Origin of the sequence: Petrimonas sp., assembly GCF_963921705.1 — a bacterium.
Lineage (GTDB): Bacteria > Bacteroidota > Bacteroidia > Bacteroidales > Dysgonomonadaceae > Petrimonas > Petrimonas sulfuriphila.
In genome coordinates this window covers 2539281-2553096 of the sequence record NZ_OY997410.1, presented here as the reverse complement: position 1 = coordinate 2553096, position 13816 = coordinate 2539281, and the positions used below count along the sequence as shown (strand labels likewise).

General features: G+C 40.7%; 12 protein-coding genes. 8 read left to right on the top strand and 4 right to left on the bottom strand.

What is annotated here, in order from left to right; translation table 11 throughout:
• Position 1: 1 nt before the first annotated feature.
• From AACM02_RS10680 to AACM02_RS10665, 4 genes are all read right to left on the bottom strand, one after another.
• Positions 2-2326, bottom strand: a complete 2325-nt coding sequence (locus tag AACM02_RS10680) for a hypothetical protein (protein ID WP_339116951.1) — start codon at positions 2324-2326, stop codon at positions 2-4.
• A complete protein-coding gene (locus AACM02_RS10675; protein WP_339116950.1) occupies positions 2326-3777 on the bottom strand; it encodes a TlpA disulfide reductase family protein in 1452 nt (483 codons plus the stop codon). Before AACM02_RS10675 ends, AACM02_RS10680 begins: the two co-directional genes overlap by 1 nt.
• A 111-nt stretch (positions 3778-3888) precedes the next feature.
• Positions 3889-5076: a TlpA disulfide reductase family protein gene (locus AACM02_RS10670; protein WP_339116949.1), complete on the bottom strand. Its 1188-nt coding sequence runs from the start codon at positions 5074-5076 to the stop codon at positions 3889-3891.
• Positions 5077-5146: 70 nt separating this feature from the next.
• Positions 5147-6358, bottom strand: a complete 1212-nt coding sequence (locus AACM02_RS10665; RefSeq protein ID WP_339116948.1) for a TlpA disulfide reductase family protein — start codon at positions 6356-6358, stop codon at positions 5147-5149.
• Positions 6359-6555: 197 nt separating this feature from the next.
• Between AACM02_RS10665 and AACM02_RS10660 the strand changes: the two genes are divergently transcribed.
• The 8 genes from AACM02_RS10660 (at position 6556) to AACM02_RS10625 (ending at position 13768) form a co-directional block, all read left to right on the top strand.
• Entirely contained in the window at positions 6556-7509 is a 954-nt protein-coding gene (locus tag AACM02_RS10660; protein WP_286845166.1) for a hypothetical protein, read from the top strand.
• 291 nt (positions 7510-7800) lie between these two features.
• On the top strand, positions 7801-7992 hold the full coding sequence (locus AACM02_RS10655) for a recombinase family protein (RefSeq protein ID WP_339116947.1): 192 nt from the start codon (positions 7801-7803) through the stop codon (positions 7990-7992).
• Positions 7973-8317 (top strand): recombinase family protein, encoded by a 345-nt coding sequence (locus AACM02_RS10650; protein ID WP_286845172.1) that lies wholly within the window; start codon positions 7973-7975, stop codon positions 8315-8317. Before AACM02_RS10655 ends, AACM02_RS10650 begins: the two co-directional genes overlap by 20 nt.
• Positions 8318-8497: 180 nt before the next feature.
• On the top strand, positions 8498-9514 hold the full coding sequence (locus tag AACM02_RS10645) for a vitamin K epoxide reductase family protein (protein ID WP_339116946.1): 1017 nt from the start codon (positions 8498-8500) through the stop codon (positions 9512-9514).
• Between the two features lie 120 nt (positions 9515-9634).
• Positions 9635-11077, top strand: a complete 1443-nt coding sequence (locus AACM02_RS10640) for a transposase (protein WP_339115938.1) — start codon at positions 9635-9637, stop codon at positions 11075-11077.
• Positions 11078-11544: 467 nt separating this feature from the next.
• Positions 11545-11844 carry a transposase gene (locus tag AACM02_RS10635; protein ID WP_071135911.1) on the top strand — a complete coding sequence of 100 codons (300 nt, stop codon included), beginning with the start codon at positions 11545-11547 and terminating at the stop codon, positions 11842-11844.
• Positions 11841-12734: an IS3 family transposase gene (locus AACM02_RS10630; RefSeq protein WP_332456298.1), complete on the top strand. Its 894-nt coding sequence runs from the start codon at positions 11841-11843 to the stop codon at positions 12732-12734. Before AACM02_RS10635 ends, AACM02_RS10630 begins: the two co-directional genes overlap by 4 nt.
• A 125-nt stretch (positions 12735-12859) precedes the next feature.
• Complete coding sequence (locus AACM02_RS10625; RefSeq protein WP_339116945.1) at positions 12860-13768, top strand: GLPGLI family protein; 909 nt, start codon at positions 12860-12862, stop codon at positions 13766-13768.
• Positions 13769-13816 lie beyond the last annotated feature (48 nt).

Sequence of the window (13816 nt, the reverse complement as noted above, 5' to 3'; positions counted from 1 at the left end):
TTTATTTGTTATTTATATCGCGCAACACCCTGAATTCGCAATTTCCCATACCGATAAGGCCGGTGTTATTCAAACCTTCTATTCGGGCGGTAAATTCCGTATTGATGTCGGAACAATAAAAAGAGAGTGTTGCCTCGCCTTTTTCGTCCGTAATGACATTCGGTGCCCAGAGTAACGTGTTGCGGGCATCGGGAACGGAAGTTTGCATATCAAACTCATCAGGCTGGTAAAACTCCCGGTTTCCGTAATAACCCTTCTCCCGGAAGATATTATTCATTTCCAACAGTTCCTCGTCAGTGTAGTATGGGCCTCTGTATTCTACCTCTTGAATGTCTTTCACATGCCATATACCATCTTCCCTCGGTTCATATTTAATCATCCTGTATATTTTCCCGTGAATCGGTGCCAACCTTTTTCCGTCGTATCTTCCAGATCTTGCACCTCCTGACGGATGGTGTGTATATCCCGGCCGATAGTCGTTTAGATAACCGGGCAGACATTCACACACCCATGCAGGGTTGAGGTTAATCTGTGCCAGGCTGTCGAGTCGTCCCATCATTTTATCGCGAAACGGACGCCCTTTTTTACCCGTAACGGTTAATTCGTTCAGCAAAATTACACTATCGACGGTAACAATGGGAACATCAGGCACATAATTTCTTTTCAACCGCGACATGTCCACAAAAGGATAAGTGCTGTTTTTCAGTTTCCGGATACCGGCAATGGCGTTGAAATCCGATCTTAATTCTATGCGGGGCGTGTATTTTTTGTCTAACATCGGTTTCAGATAAATATATCCGCCCCGAAGTTTGTTTTGCAAATCGGGACTGACGGAAAAATATCCCGCTGAATCTGTCCATATAAATTCCGGATCTCCATCGGCTCCCGATATTTGTATTAACTGTTCCCCGCTGTTAATATCTTTACTCTTTTTTTCGCTTTGGAAAGTTTGCCTGCCCGTTATTTCATCCGTTAATACGTGTTCTCCTGCAACGGGAGTTGCAAAGGCATTCCACACATACCGCCGCCAGCCTTGCGTGAGCATCAACAAGTCCAACGCGGCGTGGCTGTCTTTATTTTCTTCGTTGAAATAATAGGCCGGATGGTAAATGTTTCCGCGAAGTTGAGACGATAAAAAACAATGTGTCATTATATTCATGGGGTTAGCATCATCAATATATGCCTTGTCAAAAACGGTCATTCCCAAATGCGCCGATATGGGATTGTTGTTTTCATCGGTTACTTTTATTTTTAAGGATGCTTTTTCACGTGTTTTATACCGGCCTTTGTCGGGTTGGGCGGTTATGTACAGCTTTTTATCGGAATGGACATATACCAGTCTTTCTGCTATGGGTTGCAAGTGGCTGTTGTATAATGTGAACTCGGCTATTCCCTGCATTGGAAATTCGGTGAGCGGAATTTGCACGCGTAAACTATCCTGAAGCAATCCGCGGGCAATGCAGCAAACCATCCCTCGCATCTGTCCTAAAAGATAAACGGATTGTTGGGGTAACTCATCGCTTTTAGATACCACAAAAGCAAGGCGCTCTTTGTTTTGCTCTTGCAAATTCAAGACCATTCCTTGTTGCCGAGTTTCGGGTAAAGCGTATTGTTTGCCGTTGTTGAGTTGAATGAGGTAGGTCTTGTTTTTATCGGGTTTGAACGTTATCGTGCCCATTCCGGCGTGGGTGCTTTCGAACGAAACTATTGTTGTGCCGTTCTCTGCCAAAACGCCCGAAACTTCTACCGGATTGCCTTTCCCGTCAGTAGCTTTAAATGCTAAGTTCGAACGCAAGCCGTTTACAAGGGTTCCCCCTTCGGGAAACAAGGAAAAGCGGAAGTCTTTGTCGGTTGTTTCCTGCGTTAGCCGGTAATCGGCAATTTTGTTTACCACCCGTATTTTTCGAATTGCTTTAAATTCGGCACTGTCGGCGTGGAAAGAGTGCCTGGTGTAAGCTTCAATGGAATATATTCCGGCAGATAATTTTTCATCCAAATACATATGTCCTGCTGAAACTCCATTCTCTATGGGATATTTTTCTTGCCATACAATGCTGTCTGATTCGTTAAAAACCTGCAGATAGAGAGTTTGGCTAAGAGAAGACAACCGGAGCGCTTGCGATTGCATCACATATGCTTTAAACCATACATCCTCACCCGTTTCGTAAATGTCTTTAGATGTCTGTACATACAAAAATTCCGGCGACTGATCTACTGCTGATTTTTCAACTTGTTCAGCCAGATTATTCATCGCTGTTTGTGGTTTTGCAAGTGTGCAAAATATGGTAACAAGTAAAATGGTGAGGATTGTTTTGGGGCTCATCATTATTTTTCTTCTAACAATTTATTAATTTTCGATATCAACTTTTCGTCATCCGACGGACGAGGTGCGTCAAAGTCGGCAATGTTCCCCTTTTTGTCGATCAACACGTACCTGGGAATGGCAATGGCATTGTAAGAACGGTGAACGGCACCGCTTTCATCGTATAGCTGCAACCATTGCGGCATGTCCTTCTGAATGGCACGCAGCCACTCTTTTTTACCGTCATTTACCGCAATCCCGATGATTTCGATTCGGTCATCGTTTTTATAGGTGTCGTAAATCTTTTTCAAAGCAGGTATTTGAGCGCGGCACGGTGCACACCAGCTCGCCCACAAATCCAGATAAATCACTTTCCCCTTGAAGTCGCTCAGACTGTACACCTTATCCTTGTCGTTTCCGAGCATGAACGGCGGGGCGGGCTGTCCCTTCTGCGTGCGGTAAAGCAGCTTCTCTTTCTCCGCAAACGCGTTTTCGATGGCTTGTCTGAAATATCGGTTTTCCAAGGAAGCCACATACGGACGCGCTTTTTCCCGAACTTCATTCAGTTGCTGAAAATTTCCCGAGGCATAATGAATTTTACCCATCAGTTTGTTGTACAGAATGTATTCACGTATTTTCCCCTTAAGGATTTCATCTGTTTTTTCGATACTGTAGAAGTTGTTGGCAAGCAACGTGGAATCTTTATCATAATCGAGTTTCAGAAGATAATCAAGGTATGCATTCACATACCATCCTTTGTAATTCTCCGAGACGAAATAGGCTTCGTTGTTGATATCTTTGATCAATGCTGCGTCTGCCTGTTTTTTCACAAATTCACGTGCCTGCCCGGCATTCATTCCCGTAAGCTTTGTAAAGGCTATCTTTTTGTACTCGTGCAGAAACAAATTATCCATGCGGGTCATTTCCGCAAAGAGGGAGAAATAGGGATCGTCGCCGGCAACCTTGCCGAAGGCTACTTTTTCCAAAGAGTCGGTCAACTGTTTTTCAGTTTCCAGATAATTTAAGAACTTGGTTTCATCGGTAATTTCATACCAATCGACCGAATCTTTCCGAGCGATGTATTCTTTGAGATAAAGCTCCCGATACCGGTTGCTTTCCGCTCCTTTTCCGGTAATCCGAGTAGTTTCTATCGTGGTGGGGAAATCAGTAGCGTCGGCGGTGATGGTCAGGTTGTAACCGGGCGCGATATATATGTTGTTTAACTGGGTACGCTTGTTTTGAATATCTACCTTTTGGGGATTGATCACGTTGTAGGTTTTCAAGTGGAAACGCCCCTCATTATCGAGCCGCAGGGTATCGGGTTTATACTTTCCCAAGCTGTCGGTGAAAAGATAGAGCTCTTTTTCCGGACTGTTGGTTATTTGCCCTTGCAGAATAAGCGGCTCCGTTTTTTGCGCCTGTGTCACTGTTGCAACTACAACCAGCAAAAGAGGAAGGATTGTTTTTGTTTTCATCATATTCTGTTTTAAAATAAACATCGGCTAAAGCCGGATAGCTGGTTTGTTTTATTCGCGCACTAAAGCGACGTGGTAATTGATGGCTGAACTTATTCGTTTAAGAAACGGTTACTGTATTATGTCTTTCAATTTTTCTTTCAACGATCCTGTTCCGTAGCCCGACCACATTTTTTCGACAATACCGTCAGGCGAAATAAGAATATAAAAGGGTATTCCACGAATGCCGTAACGACTTACGTAACCCTCCATCCCCAAGTTATCGGTTAAGTTTACCCACGGGAGTTGATGTCTTTCCAATCCGTCTTTCCATATTTTTTCCGTGTCGGTGGTGATGCTGATGATGGTCAATTTATCCTTGTGGGCTTCGTGAATTTCTTTCATTTCGGGGAAAGCGGCGATGCAAGGCGCGCAGCCCACGCCCCAGAAGTCTAGTAACAGGTATTTCCCCTGGAAATCTTCGGCAATTCTGTGCGGATTACCTTGCGGGTCATATAACTCGGCATTGGCCATGGGTTGTCCCTCCTGAACAAGCTGCATGGGGAAAATATAGCGATGAATGAGTTGCCCTTTGGGGCTTTGCTTTTGTTCATCGCTAAGGCGGTTGTACAGGTGCTGGAGCCGTTTTATGTTCCTTTCGGGATAAGAGGCGGTGTTTTTGTAGGATACGGCATAACCTGCATAGTCCGCCAGCTTGTTTATCCAGCTTTTTGTGACAGGTTGTGTTGCCATAACATCAAAGATAACACGGTGTTGAATAAAACCGATACTGTCCATTTGATCTCGAAGCCGACGGGATTCCTTACGAACAGATTCCATTTCATTGCTGTTGGTTTGCTGCATTCGGTCAATGGAACGATAATAGAGTAGAAGTAACGAGTCGGACGTTGAAGATAATTCACCCAGGGCATTCCTATATATTTCCTCTTCCTGTTGTTCCTTGACGTTACTTTCAATATTCCACGAAGAAAGATAATATCCTATTCCCGTAATTTTGGTTCTGGAACCAGGGGCAATCCATATAAGGGCTGTTGTCATGGGATAATTATTGCCATAAACCATAAAACTAAGCATTTGGAGCGAATCTGTATTTCCTTCAAAGCTAAATTTCCCGTTACGGACAGTGTCTTTCATAAAAAGGGTTCCAACATTACCTTCTATGGTAAATAACTGGGCAACATCGCCATCGACAACATGATCAATTTGTCCGATAATCTTAAATGTGTTGCCCGGTTGGTTGCAAGCGGTGGAAGCAAGTATTGCGAAAAAGGTCGATAGTAAATAATATACTGTTTTCATGCCTATTATTTTTTCGTAGTTTAGGCTTTAAAGATAGGAAAAATGTTCTAAAACGGGTTCCCTTTAACTATTATTTCAATAAGCCATGGATAAGTCCCCTGATTTCATTATCCACTGAAGCCTGATAACCCGTAATCCTTTTGTGTACAATATGGTTTTTGTCCATTAAAATGAAAACAGGGAAAGCTTGTATGACATAAGCATCTCTTACGGCTTCTGTCCCGTGTAGGAAGTTAAAACCTGCATTTACCCGTTTTTTGTATGCCTGTACTCCGCTGATATTTTTGCACGTGAGTTCAATGGCATAAAAAACAAAGTCGGCATTTGGGTATTCTTGCGTCAATTTATTGAGAAACGGAACCGAAGCGCGGCAAGGGCCACAGCCCGCACTTGTAAATTGTAACAAAACCACCTTGCCTTTATCGTTGTTGAGTGAAATCTCTTGACCGTCGGTTTGGGTAAGCGTCCATCCAGGCGCAGGGTTGCCTATCAGGTTATCAACGTCATCGCCTGATGTTTTTTTCTTATCGCCGTAGTATCGTATCTCGTAACCTTCCGGAAAATAGCCCGTAACATCCACATCTTCTATTTTATTGTTGTTGAATGTGGCATCGCTCACGGTCTCAGCACTGATGTTGTGAGACATCTCCCTACGGTATTTATACGGCAGGTTTGTTTTTTTATCTATCCAGATTTCGTATCTCGACGTGGGGTCTTCATCCCTAAATGGCGGATCGGGAATTTTATACGCCCTGCCAAAGAACTCCACTTGCCTGTCTTCGTGGATGGTTAGTTTCAAGTGGAATGTGTTTTCGTTACCCCTTTTTTCGAGCGTGATGCTGTCCTTCGTGGTAAGAATATACCGCAAAATGCTTTTGGTATAGTTGTAGAAAGGAGGTCCGACTGGACGGAACGGCAGGTTCCGGTCCACTTTGAAACTGTCAATCATTATGCCTTTGTGCTCTTCAAATACCGACGCTTTCATTTTCCCGTCGTAAGCGTAGTATAAATGAGAATGGTTGTCAGCTGATGTCTGTATTTCGATTGCCCCGATGGTTGTATCCGAAGGGTTATCGTATTCCCGGATAAAATAGGTCAGGTCATAAACGACTGCCGTATCACCGGGGTGCCACGTTTCTACTCTTGAGTAGTAGGTGGCCGATTGAATCTCTTCCAGATTATCCAGTACGGTTTTCAGGTAATCTTTTGTTCCTTTGGGCTGCGAGCAAGACATTGCCGATAATGTGATGAACGTCGTAAGTAAAATGGTTGCCGTTTTCATAAAATTATTTTTTGTTTTATGGGTAAAGATAGCTTTTACATCTTCTTCCTAAAGAAAAAGTTGCCTCACATTTACCTCACATTTTACAGTGTTCTGTTTATGTGGCGTTTTCAAGCAGATATTTTTACGATAAAATCGTATTTGTATTTCCAATAATCAAATCAAAGCACTATTTTTGCACTATCTACTTGGCAGAAATGACGAATTTACAACAAAGGCAACTGGTAAAAGGACTCCGCATAACCGGAGTTGGCCTTGCTGTCGTGATTCTTGTAATTATCGCAAAGGGGTGGCAAGGCTATTGGAAGACCGAAGTTGCTCTTAAAGAAACGATAAATTCTATTTTTGTACAATCGGTTAAAGATGCGGTGCGACTGAAGGCAGTGAACAAGCCTGACGTCAGGGGTGTGACCATCTCCGTGCCCGCGAAAACATCTTCAAAATCCACCAGAAGTTCCGAGATATATGTTTCACAGGATTACAAGCTGTTGATGGATAGGGTGAATGCAGATACCATTAATCGGGTCTTTCGGCAGAGATTGCGGGAAAGGATACCGGCTGTCCGCTCTTATGTGCTGGTGGATTACGGAGGTAACAGCAGTGTGAGCGATGACACGCTAAGTTGTAGCATACGGCATAGAACACCTGTTTTACATCAGGAAGTTTTTAACGAAATAAGTTATCGGGGCCTGGTTTGTTATTCTCCGTCGGTTGTTTTCAAAGAAATGTCCAAAGGTGTTTTACATGTTCTTCTACTTATTGTTTTATTATTGTTGATGCTATTTGCTTATCTACTTACAAAAAAGTATGGGATTCGGAGAAATACCATTGTCCGTCATCGCAACGGAACGTGGAATATCGGATACACCTTCTTTAATCCCGTGTCGGGCAAATTGCGGTGCGAAGAAAAAACCGTCAGTTTGCCTGCCCAGCAACTCAAAATCTTTCAATGGTTACTCGAAGATGAAAATCATCGCATAGAAAAAATCGTATTACAGGAAACTTTTTGGGCGGGAAGCTTCACGGGATACAACAGTATGACCGGTTCTATAAACCGTTTACGCAATTATCTGAACGAAGTGGGATGCGACTTTACAGTTTCTACTGAAAAGGGTAGTGACTGGTATGAATTGGTTGTGAAAGAGAAATAAAAACGGGACAACCTGGGATATTTATAAAATAAAAATAGTGTGATGTTTTATTCTTATAATTATCTAACTTGTAGTGCAGACAGAAGAGAAAACGAGCAATGCTGAGGAGCAACTCGTCATTAATACGGTTGCGGGAGGCTAAGCCTGACTAATAGGGAGCTCAATACAATAAATTTCCTGTTTTTGTATCTAGGTTTGCCGCTCCCATATCTTAAAAAACCTACCGAGAAATTTTACTTTTCGAGTATTATCTTAGCGAAATTGTAATTTCATAAAACTACCGTAAATAATATGGTAATAATGGGTTACGCCCGTGTTAGCACCAAAGAACAAAATTTAGATTTACAGTTGGATGCGTTGAAAAAAGCTGAATGCACTGAAATTTTCTCTGAAAAATATCCGCCACTAAAGAACGCCCCGAACTGGAGAATGCCTTGGCCGATCCTTAAGAAATCTTGTCAACATTGTAGACACCCTTTATAAAAGAGGTGTCGGATTCAGAAGCATTCAAGACGGGATTGATCCCAGAACTCCATTAGGCAGGTATCAGTTTGCTATTTTCGCGGTGTTGGCCGAGTACGAACGCGAAATAATTATAGAGAGAACCAAGGCCGGATTATTGGCTGCCAAAGAATGTGGACGTTTGGGTGGCCGAAAGAAGGGCCTCAGTCCTGAAGCCAAAAAAACAGCTAAAGCAGCAGTTTCGTTGTATAAAAGCAATGAAAATAATGTAAATGAGATTTGCGATATTTTAAATATCAGTAAATTGACACTGTATCGCCACTTGAAAAGTGAAAGCGTAAATTAAATAAAAGGTAATTTCCTATGAGTGTAAAACTCATAATGATTGTATAGAAAACTTTTAGTTGGTTTTATGTTTTAAAACATAAAATTTTATTTTTTTTATCGAAAATTTATACGTTACTTTAACGCATAAATAATTATTTAATAACTATTTATGTCTTTTCAATCATGAAACATAATTAATATGAAAACTAACATTTTCATATCTTTATTAGAGTTGTTGAGGGTAAGGCATACACATCTTTTTTCGAATCAATTCTTCAACGAGCACCCTCATAAATACAATTTATTTGGTTTGTCTTCTATGCTTTCAGAATACGGTGTGGAAAATGCCGGACTTAAACTTATAGACAAAAATAATATACGATTAATAGAAACTCCTTTTATTGCCCATATCAATGACGACTTCGTTATTATTGAAAAAATATTAGAGGATGAAATCCAATTCACCCAAAGAGACAAAAGTATAAAAATTCCGATAGAAGAGTTTAATAAAATATGGACAGGGATTGTGCTTATCGCTGAACGAAATAAGGATTCAATTGAACCGGAATACAATAAACATTTCAAAATTCAAATTCTTAAGTATCTTCAAAAAATATCTATCCTCCTGATTTTATTTTTTTTGCTTTTTATTTCTTTTATTCAGAATAAGAGTTATTTTGATGTTGGACTTATTTTACTGCTGTTAATAAATTCAATAGGTGTCTATATAGGTTATTTATTAGTTCTTAAACAATTAAATATCCAAAGCACTTATAGTGATAGGCTTTGTTCATTATTTAAACACAGCGATTGTAATAATATACTTGAGTCTAATGCGGCCAAGCTTTTTGGAGTTTTTAGCTGGAGTGAAATAGGATTAAGTTATTTTGTGACTAATATATTTGTTATTTGTTTGTTACCTTCATATATTCCTTACCTTGCATTAATCAATGTCTTTTGTTTGCCATATAGTTTTTGGAGTATTTGGTATCAGAAATTCAAAGCCAGGCAATGGTGCCCCTTGTGCCTTATTGTGATCATTTTATTATGGGGACTGTTTGTAATTAACTTATCTTTTAGATTTCTTCTTGTTTCAACCCTGTCAATGTCGGAATTGTCCATTACGGGATTATCATATTTGCTTTTTATATTGTGCACCAATTTGGTTTTATCAATTCTGATGAAAAGTTTACAAGTTGAAAATATAAACTACTGATGTTTCGCAGTTAAAAATGAAGTTGATAATCAGAGGATAAGAGATAAAAAAAGCAGCATATTTTAGCTAATATATCATTGAAAATGATTATCTTAGCGATGGAAACCAAACCATTAAAATATGCTGCAGGACAAAGATATTAAAAAGATTCAAGAGTTGAAAGCGGACTTTACCCCCGGCAGGGTTTCCGCTGAAGATATTTTTAGCCGCTTCAAGGCGTTGAAGCTAAGCGAAGGTCTTTCTGAGTTCAAATGGTTCAAGACCCGGGGATATGATTTTAAAATGGTCCTGGCCCTGCTGGTCTCCATGGTGGTCAGTTCAGACAAGACGGTCAACTCCTATCTGAACAGCCCCACAGGTGAAGGTTCCACCATGGGCAAGGATGTGTTCTATCGCTTGAAGAACAGTTCCATCATATGCTGGCGGATGCTTATGTGGCATCTTGTGCATCGTTTTCTGACGGTGACGTCCAAAGATAGTGATGTAGATGATACCTCATCCCGTTACCTGATCTTCGATGACACCACCCTGTCTAAAACCGGGAAGCGTATAGAGAAGATCGGGAAGGTATGGGATCATGTAACCAACAGCTACGTGCTTGGATTCAAGCTGTTGGTGATGATGTACTGGGACGGTAAGTCCTCCATACCACTGGATTTCAGTCTTCACCGGGAAAAAGGGAAAAAGCAGGAACGCCCGTTTGGGATGACCAAAAAGCAGATCCGCAAGCAATACAGTTGCAAGCGTATCAAGGACTCGTACACCGCTAAACGTGTGGAAGAACTGGACACGAACAAGATTCAGATGGTCCTGCGGATGTTTTTCACGGCCATCTATCGCGGGCTTCGTGTTGATTACGTCCTGGTGGACAGCTGGTTTACTTGCGATGCGTTGATACAGGCTATCCGGAGTGTGAAGGACAAGGAAGTTCACCTGATCGGGATGTACAAGTTTGCAAAGACTAAGTTTGAGTATCAGGGTAAGAGCCTGACTCACGCCCAGATCAATAACATGCTGGGCAAACCCAGGCGCTGCCGTTCCCTGGGTTACCAGTACAAACAGGCCAGGGTGCTGTACCAAGGTGTTGAGATCTGCCTTTTCTTTAGTCGTCGGGGCAAAAATGACAAATGGAAGGTTTTGTTGACGACGGACACGAAACTGACGTTCAAGGGATTGATCGGGCATTACCAGGTAAGATGGGTTGTGGAGGTGTTCAATCGAGAATCGAAGCAATTGTTGAACCTGGGAAGATGTCAATCCAGTAACTTTGACGCCCAGGTAGCAGAAACGACCATCAGCATGATAGCCTATCTGTTATTGACACTGCGTTTCCGGTACGATAACTACGAGTCGAAAGGGGCACTTTATCGGTCAATGAACGCCGATGTGCTCAGGGAAACACTCGACAGACGGCTATGGGGGCTGTTCATCGAGTTAGTCTGCTCAGTATGCGAGGTATTGGAGATGGATGCCGATGATTTACTTGAAAAAATGTTGGCCAATCCAAAAGCAGAATCCATGATCATTGCACTGTGTTGTTCGGTGATGGTTAAGGACGATTGAGAAATTGTAAAATATAAAATGTTATAGTACAGAGATATAGATAATAATGCATTTCCCTTCTATTTCTTTGTCAATGGTTTGAGGGAAGTGCGAAACATGAGTAAAATATGGACAGGGATTGTGCTTATCGCTGAACGAAATAAGGATTCAATTGAACCGGAATACAATAAACATTTCAAAATTCAAATTCTTAAGTATCTTCAAAAAATATCTATCCTCCTGATTTTATTTTTTTTGCTTTTTATTTCTTTTATTCAGAATAAGAGTTATTTTGATGTTGGACTTATTTTACTGCTGTTAATAAATTCAATAGGTGTCTATATAGGTTATTTATTAGTTCTTAAACAATTAAATATCCAAAGCACTTATAGTGATAGGCTTTGTTCATTATTTAAACACAGCGATTGTTGGAATTACTAACTTAGCCGGGACACAGAGTTAAGCATAAACGCTTATTTTTGTGTAATATGAGAAAACAAAGAACCCATTTTGACAAGGCATTCAAAGAGAATGCGGTCAAACTCAGTTTAGAACGCAAGAATATTTCCGAGCTTGCACAGGAATTGGGTATTGCCCCCTTTCTTTTATATCGTTGGCGGAAAGAATACCAGCAGAAAGGAGAAGCCAGTTTCCCCGGACACGGTGTCCAGTCATTAAGTGAAGATACCAAAAGGATTGCTGAACTGGAAAAACGCCTTGGCGAGGCTGAAACGGAGCGGGACATATTAAAAAAAGCTTTGAGCATCATCTCCAAGAGAGATCGTTGATCTATCTCTTTATAAAGGAATATAACTCGAAACAATGGACGGTCGAGGTGATGTGCAGAGTACTGAAAGTCCCCAGGAGCAGTTATTACCGCTGGCTTAAAGATCCGGAGGGCCAACGTAAGCGCAAATATATGGAGCTGGACGAAAAGATCAGGGATGCATATTTTGCAGCCAGGGGACGCAATGGAAGCCCCCGGCTGGCAAAGGATTTGCAGGTATCCGGAACTCCTGTCTCGAGAACCACTGTAGCATGCCACATGAGGAAAATGGGCTTGCGCAGCAAACTCTCGAGACGATTCAAAGTGACGACGGATGCCTCTCACAACTATAAGGTTGCTCCAAATCTGTTGAATCGCGAATTTAATCAGAATGAGCCTGTGAAAGCGTGTGTCTCTGACCTGACGTATATTCCGTGTAAGGATGGATTTCTTTATCTGACCTGTGTGCTGGATCTTTTTGACCGCAAACTGATCGGATGGTCCATAAGCGATCATATGAATGCATCCCATACCGTAGTTCCGGCCATCAGGATGGCCAATAGGAACAGACCTTTTGGAGAAGGAATGATATTTCATTCTGACCGGGGCATACAATATGCTTGCAAACAGACTGTCAATCTGTTGAAATCCTTGAAGCTGGAACAAAGTATGAGTGGAAAGGGAAATTGTTGGGATAATGCCGTGGCTGAAAGCTTTTTCAAAACTTTCAAATCTGAATTGGTCTATGGTACCAAACTCAAAACAAGAGAGCAAATGCGCTTGTATGTATTTGAATATATTGAATCCTGGTATAATCATAAAAGAAGATTCTCAGCATTGGGAAACTTAACCATTGATGAATTTTGGAATCAGTATAATATTAAAAAAGAATCAATTAAAAATGTCGCTTAACTTTTTGTCTCAATTAAGTTTGCAAGTCCAGAATCATCAAATTAAAACGGTAATCTAAGTTCTCTATACAGAACAATTACATTTTTCAATATTTATTTATTTGAGATATAAAACTGCCACCATAGATGAGTGGTCCCAAAGGAAAGGAGGAAAATATTAATATGAAAATACGAGTATTTGAAATTGCTGTGGCATTTGCATTTATAACAAATGGTAATGCCCAAAACACGGATGTCAAAATCGATGGGGATACAGCACGTTTACGTGTTGTGTATGATTTTAGTCAAAATAATTACTTAAATAAGAGTCTTTCGAGAGCAGATACAATGGCACTGGATATAGGCGATAGGTTGTCTGTATTTTATGACATGACAGTGCCGAATAAAACAATCGATAAGTTTATAAAGCCTGAGCAGATTAAGTCTCTTTCCATAGAGTACACTCGATCCGATGATCTGGAAAATATAATTATAGGAAAAAATGAATATCAACACAATGTTTTCAAATTGGATAATTATATTTCAACCAAAACTTACAAAAACCGTGAACAAAACCGAGTTTATACATTAGATCAAAATCAGGCGAATGGAGAAGATATTTCAATTTTTTTATCAGAAGATTTGTTACCACAGCAATGGGTGATTGGTAGTGACACCTGTCGGGTATTGGGTTATCCATGTCATAAGGCAACAACAAAATTCAGGGGAAGAGAATATGACGCCTATTTTACCCAGGAACTACCGGTTAATGATGGCCCGTGGAAACTATACGGTTTACCGGGTCTTATTCTAGAGGCTAAAACGAGTGACGGAATTTTCCACGTCAAGGCTATTGGCATCCAAAAAATTAAAAATACTCCAATAGATATTTCTTATGGCAAGAATACTGAAATTTGCAAAGAGTTGAATCAGTTTTATAAGTTTATCCGAAACAAAAGAAATAGTTATTTAATAGAAGATAAAGGAAATGTTATTATTTATGAGAAACCATTATCAAAAGATATCATATTCATGGAGGAAGAAAATAAGGACTAATTAATAATGTGTGTGGCTCTAAACATTGAAACAAATTGGTCGGAATAT

Coding starts and splice junctions, on each gene's coding strand:
- AACM02_RS10680 (WP_339116951.1), bottom strand. CDS start 2,326: ATGATGAGCCCCAAAACAATCCTCACCATTTTACTTGTTACCATATTT.
- AACM02_RS10675 (WP_339116950.1), bottom strand. CDS start 3,777: ATGAAAACAAAAACAATCCTTCCTCTTTTGCTGGTTGTAGTTGCAACA.
- AACM02_RS10670 (WP_339116949.1), bottom strand. CDS start 5,076: ATGAAAACAGTATATTATTTACTATCGACCTTTTTCGCAATACTTGCT.
- AACM02_RS10665 (WP_339116948.1), bottom strand. CDS start 6,358: ATGAAAACGGCAACCATTTTACTTACGACGTTCATCACATTATCGGCA.
- AACM02_RS10660 (WP_286845166.1), top strand. CDS start 6,556: ATGACGAATTTACAACAAAGGCAACTGGTAAAAGGACTCCGCATAACC.
- AACM02_RS10655 (WP_339116947.1), top strand. CDS start 7,801: ATGGTAATAATGGGTTACGCCCGTGTTAGCACCAAAGAACAAAATTTA.
- AACM02_RS10645 (WP_339116946.1), top strand. CDS start 8,498: ATGAAAACTAACATTTTCATATCTTTATTAGAGTTGTTGAGGGTAAGG.
- AACM02_RS10640 (WP_339115938.1), top strand. CDS start 9,635: ATGCTGCAGGACAAAGATATTAAAAAGATTCAAGAGTTGAAAGCGGAC.
- AACM02_RS10635 (WP_071135911.1), top strand. CDS start 11,545: ATGAGAAAACAAAGAACCCATTTTGACAAGGCATTCAAAGAGAATGCG.
- AACM02_RS10625 (WP_339116945.1), top strand. CDS start 12,860: ATGAGTGGTCCCAAAGGAAAGGAGGAAAATATTAATATGAAAATACGA.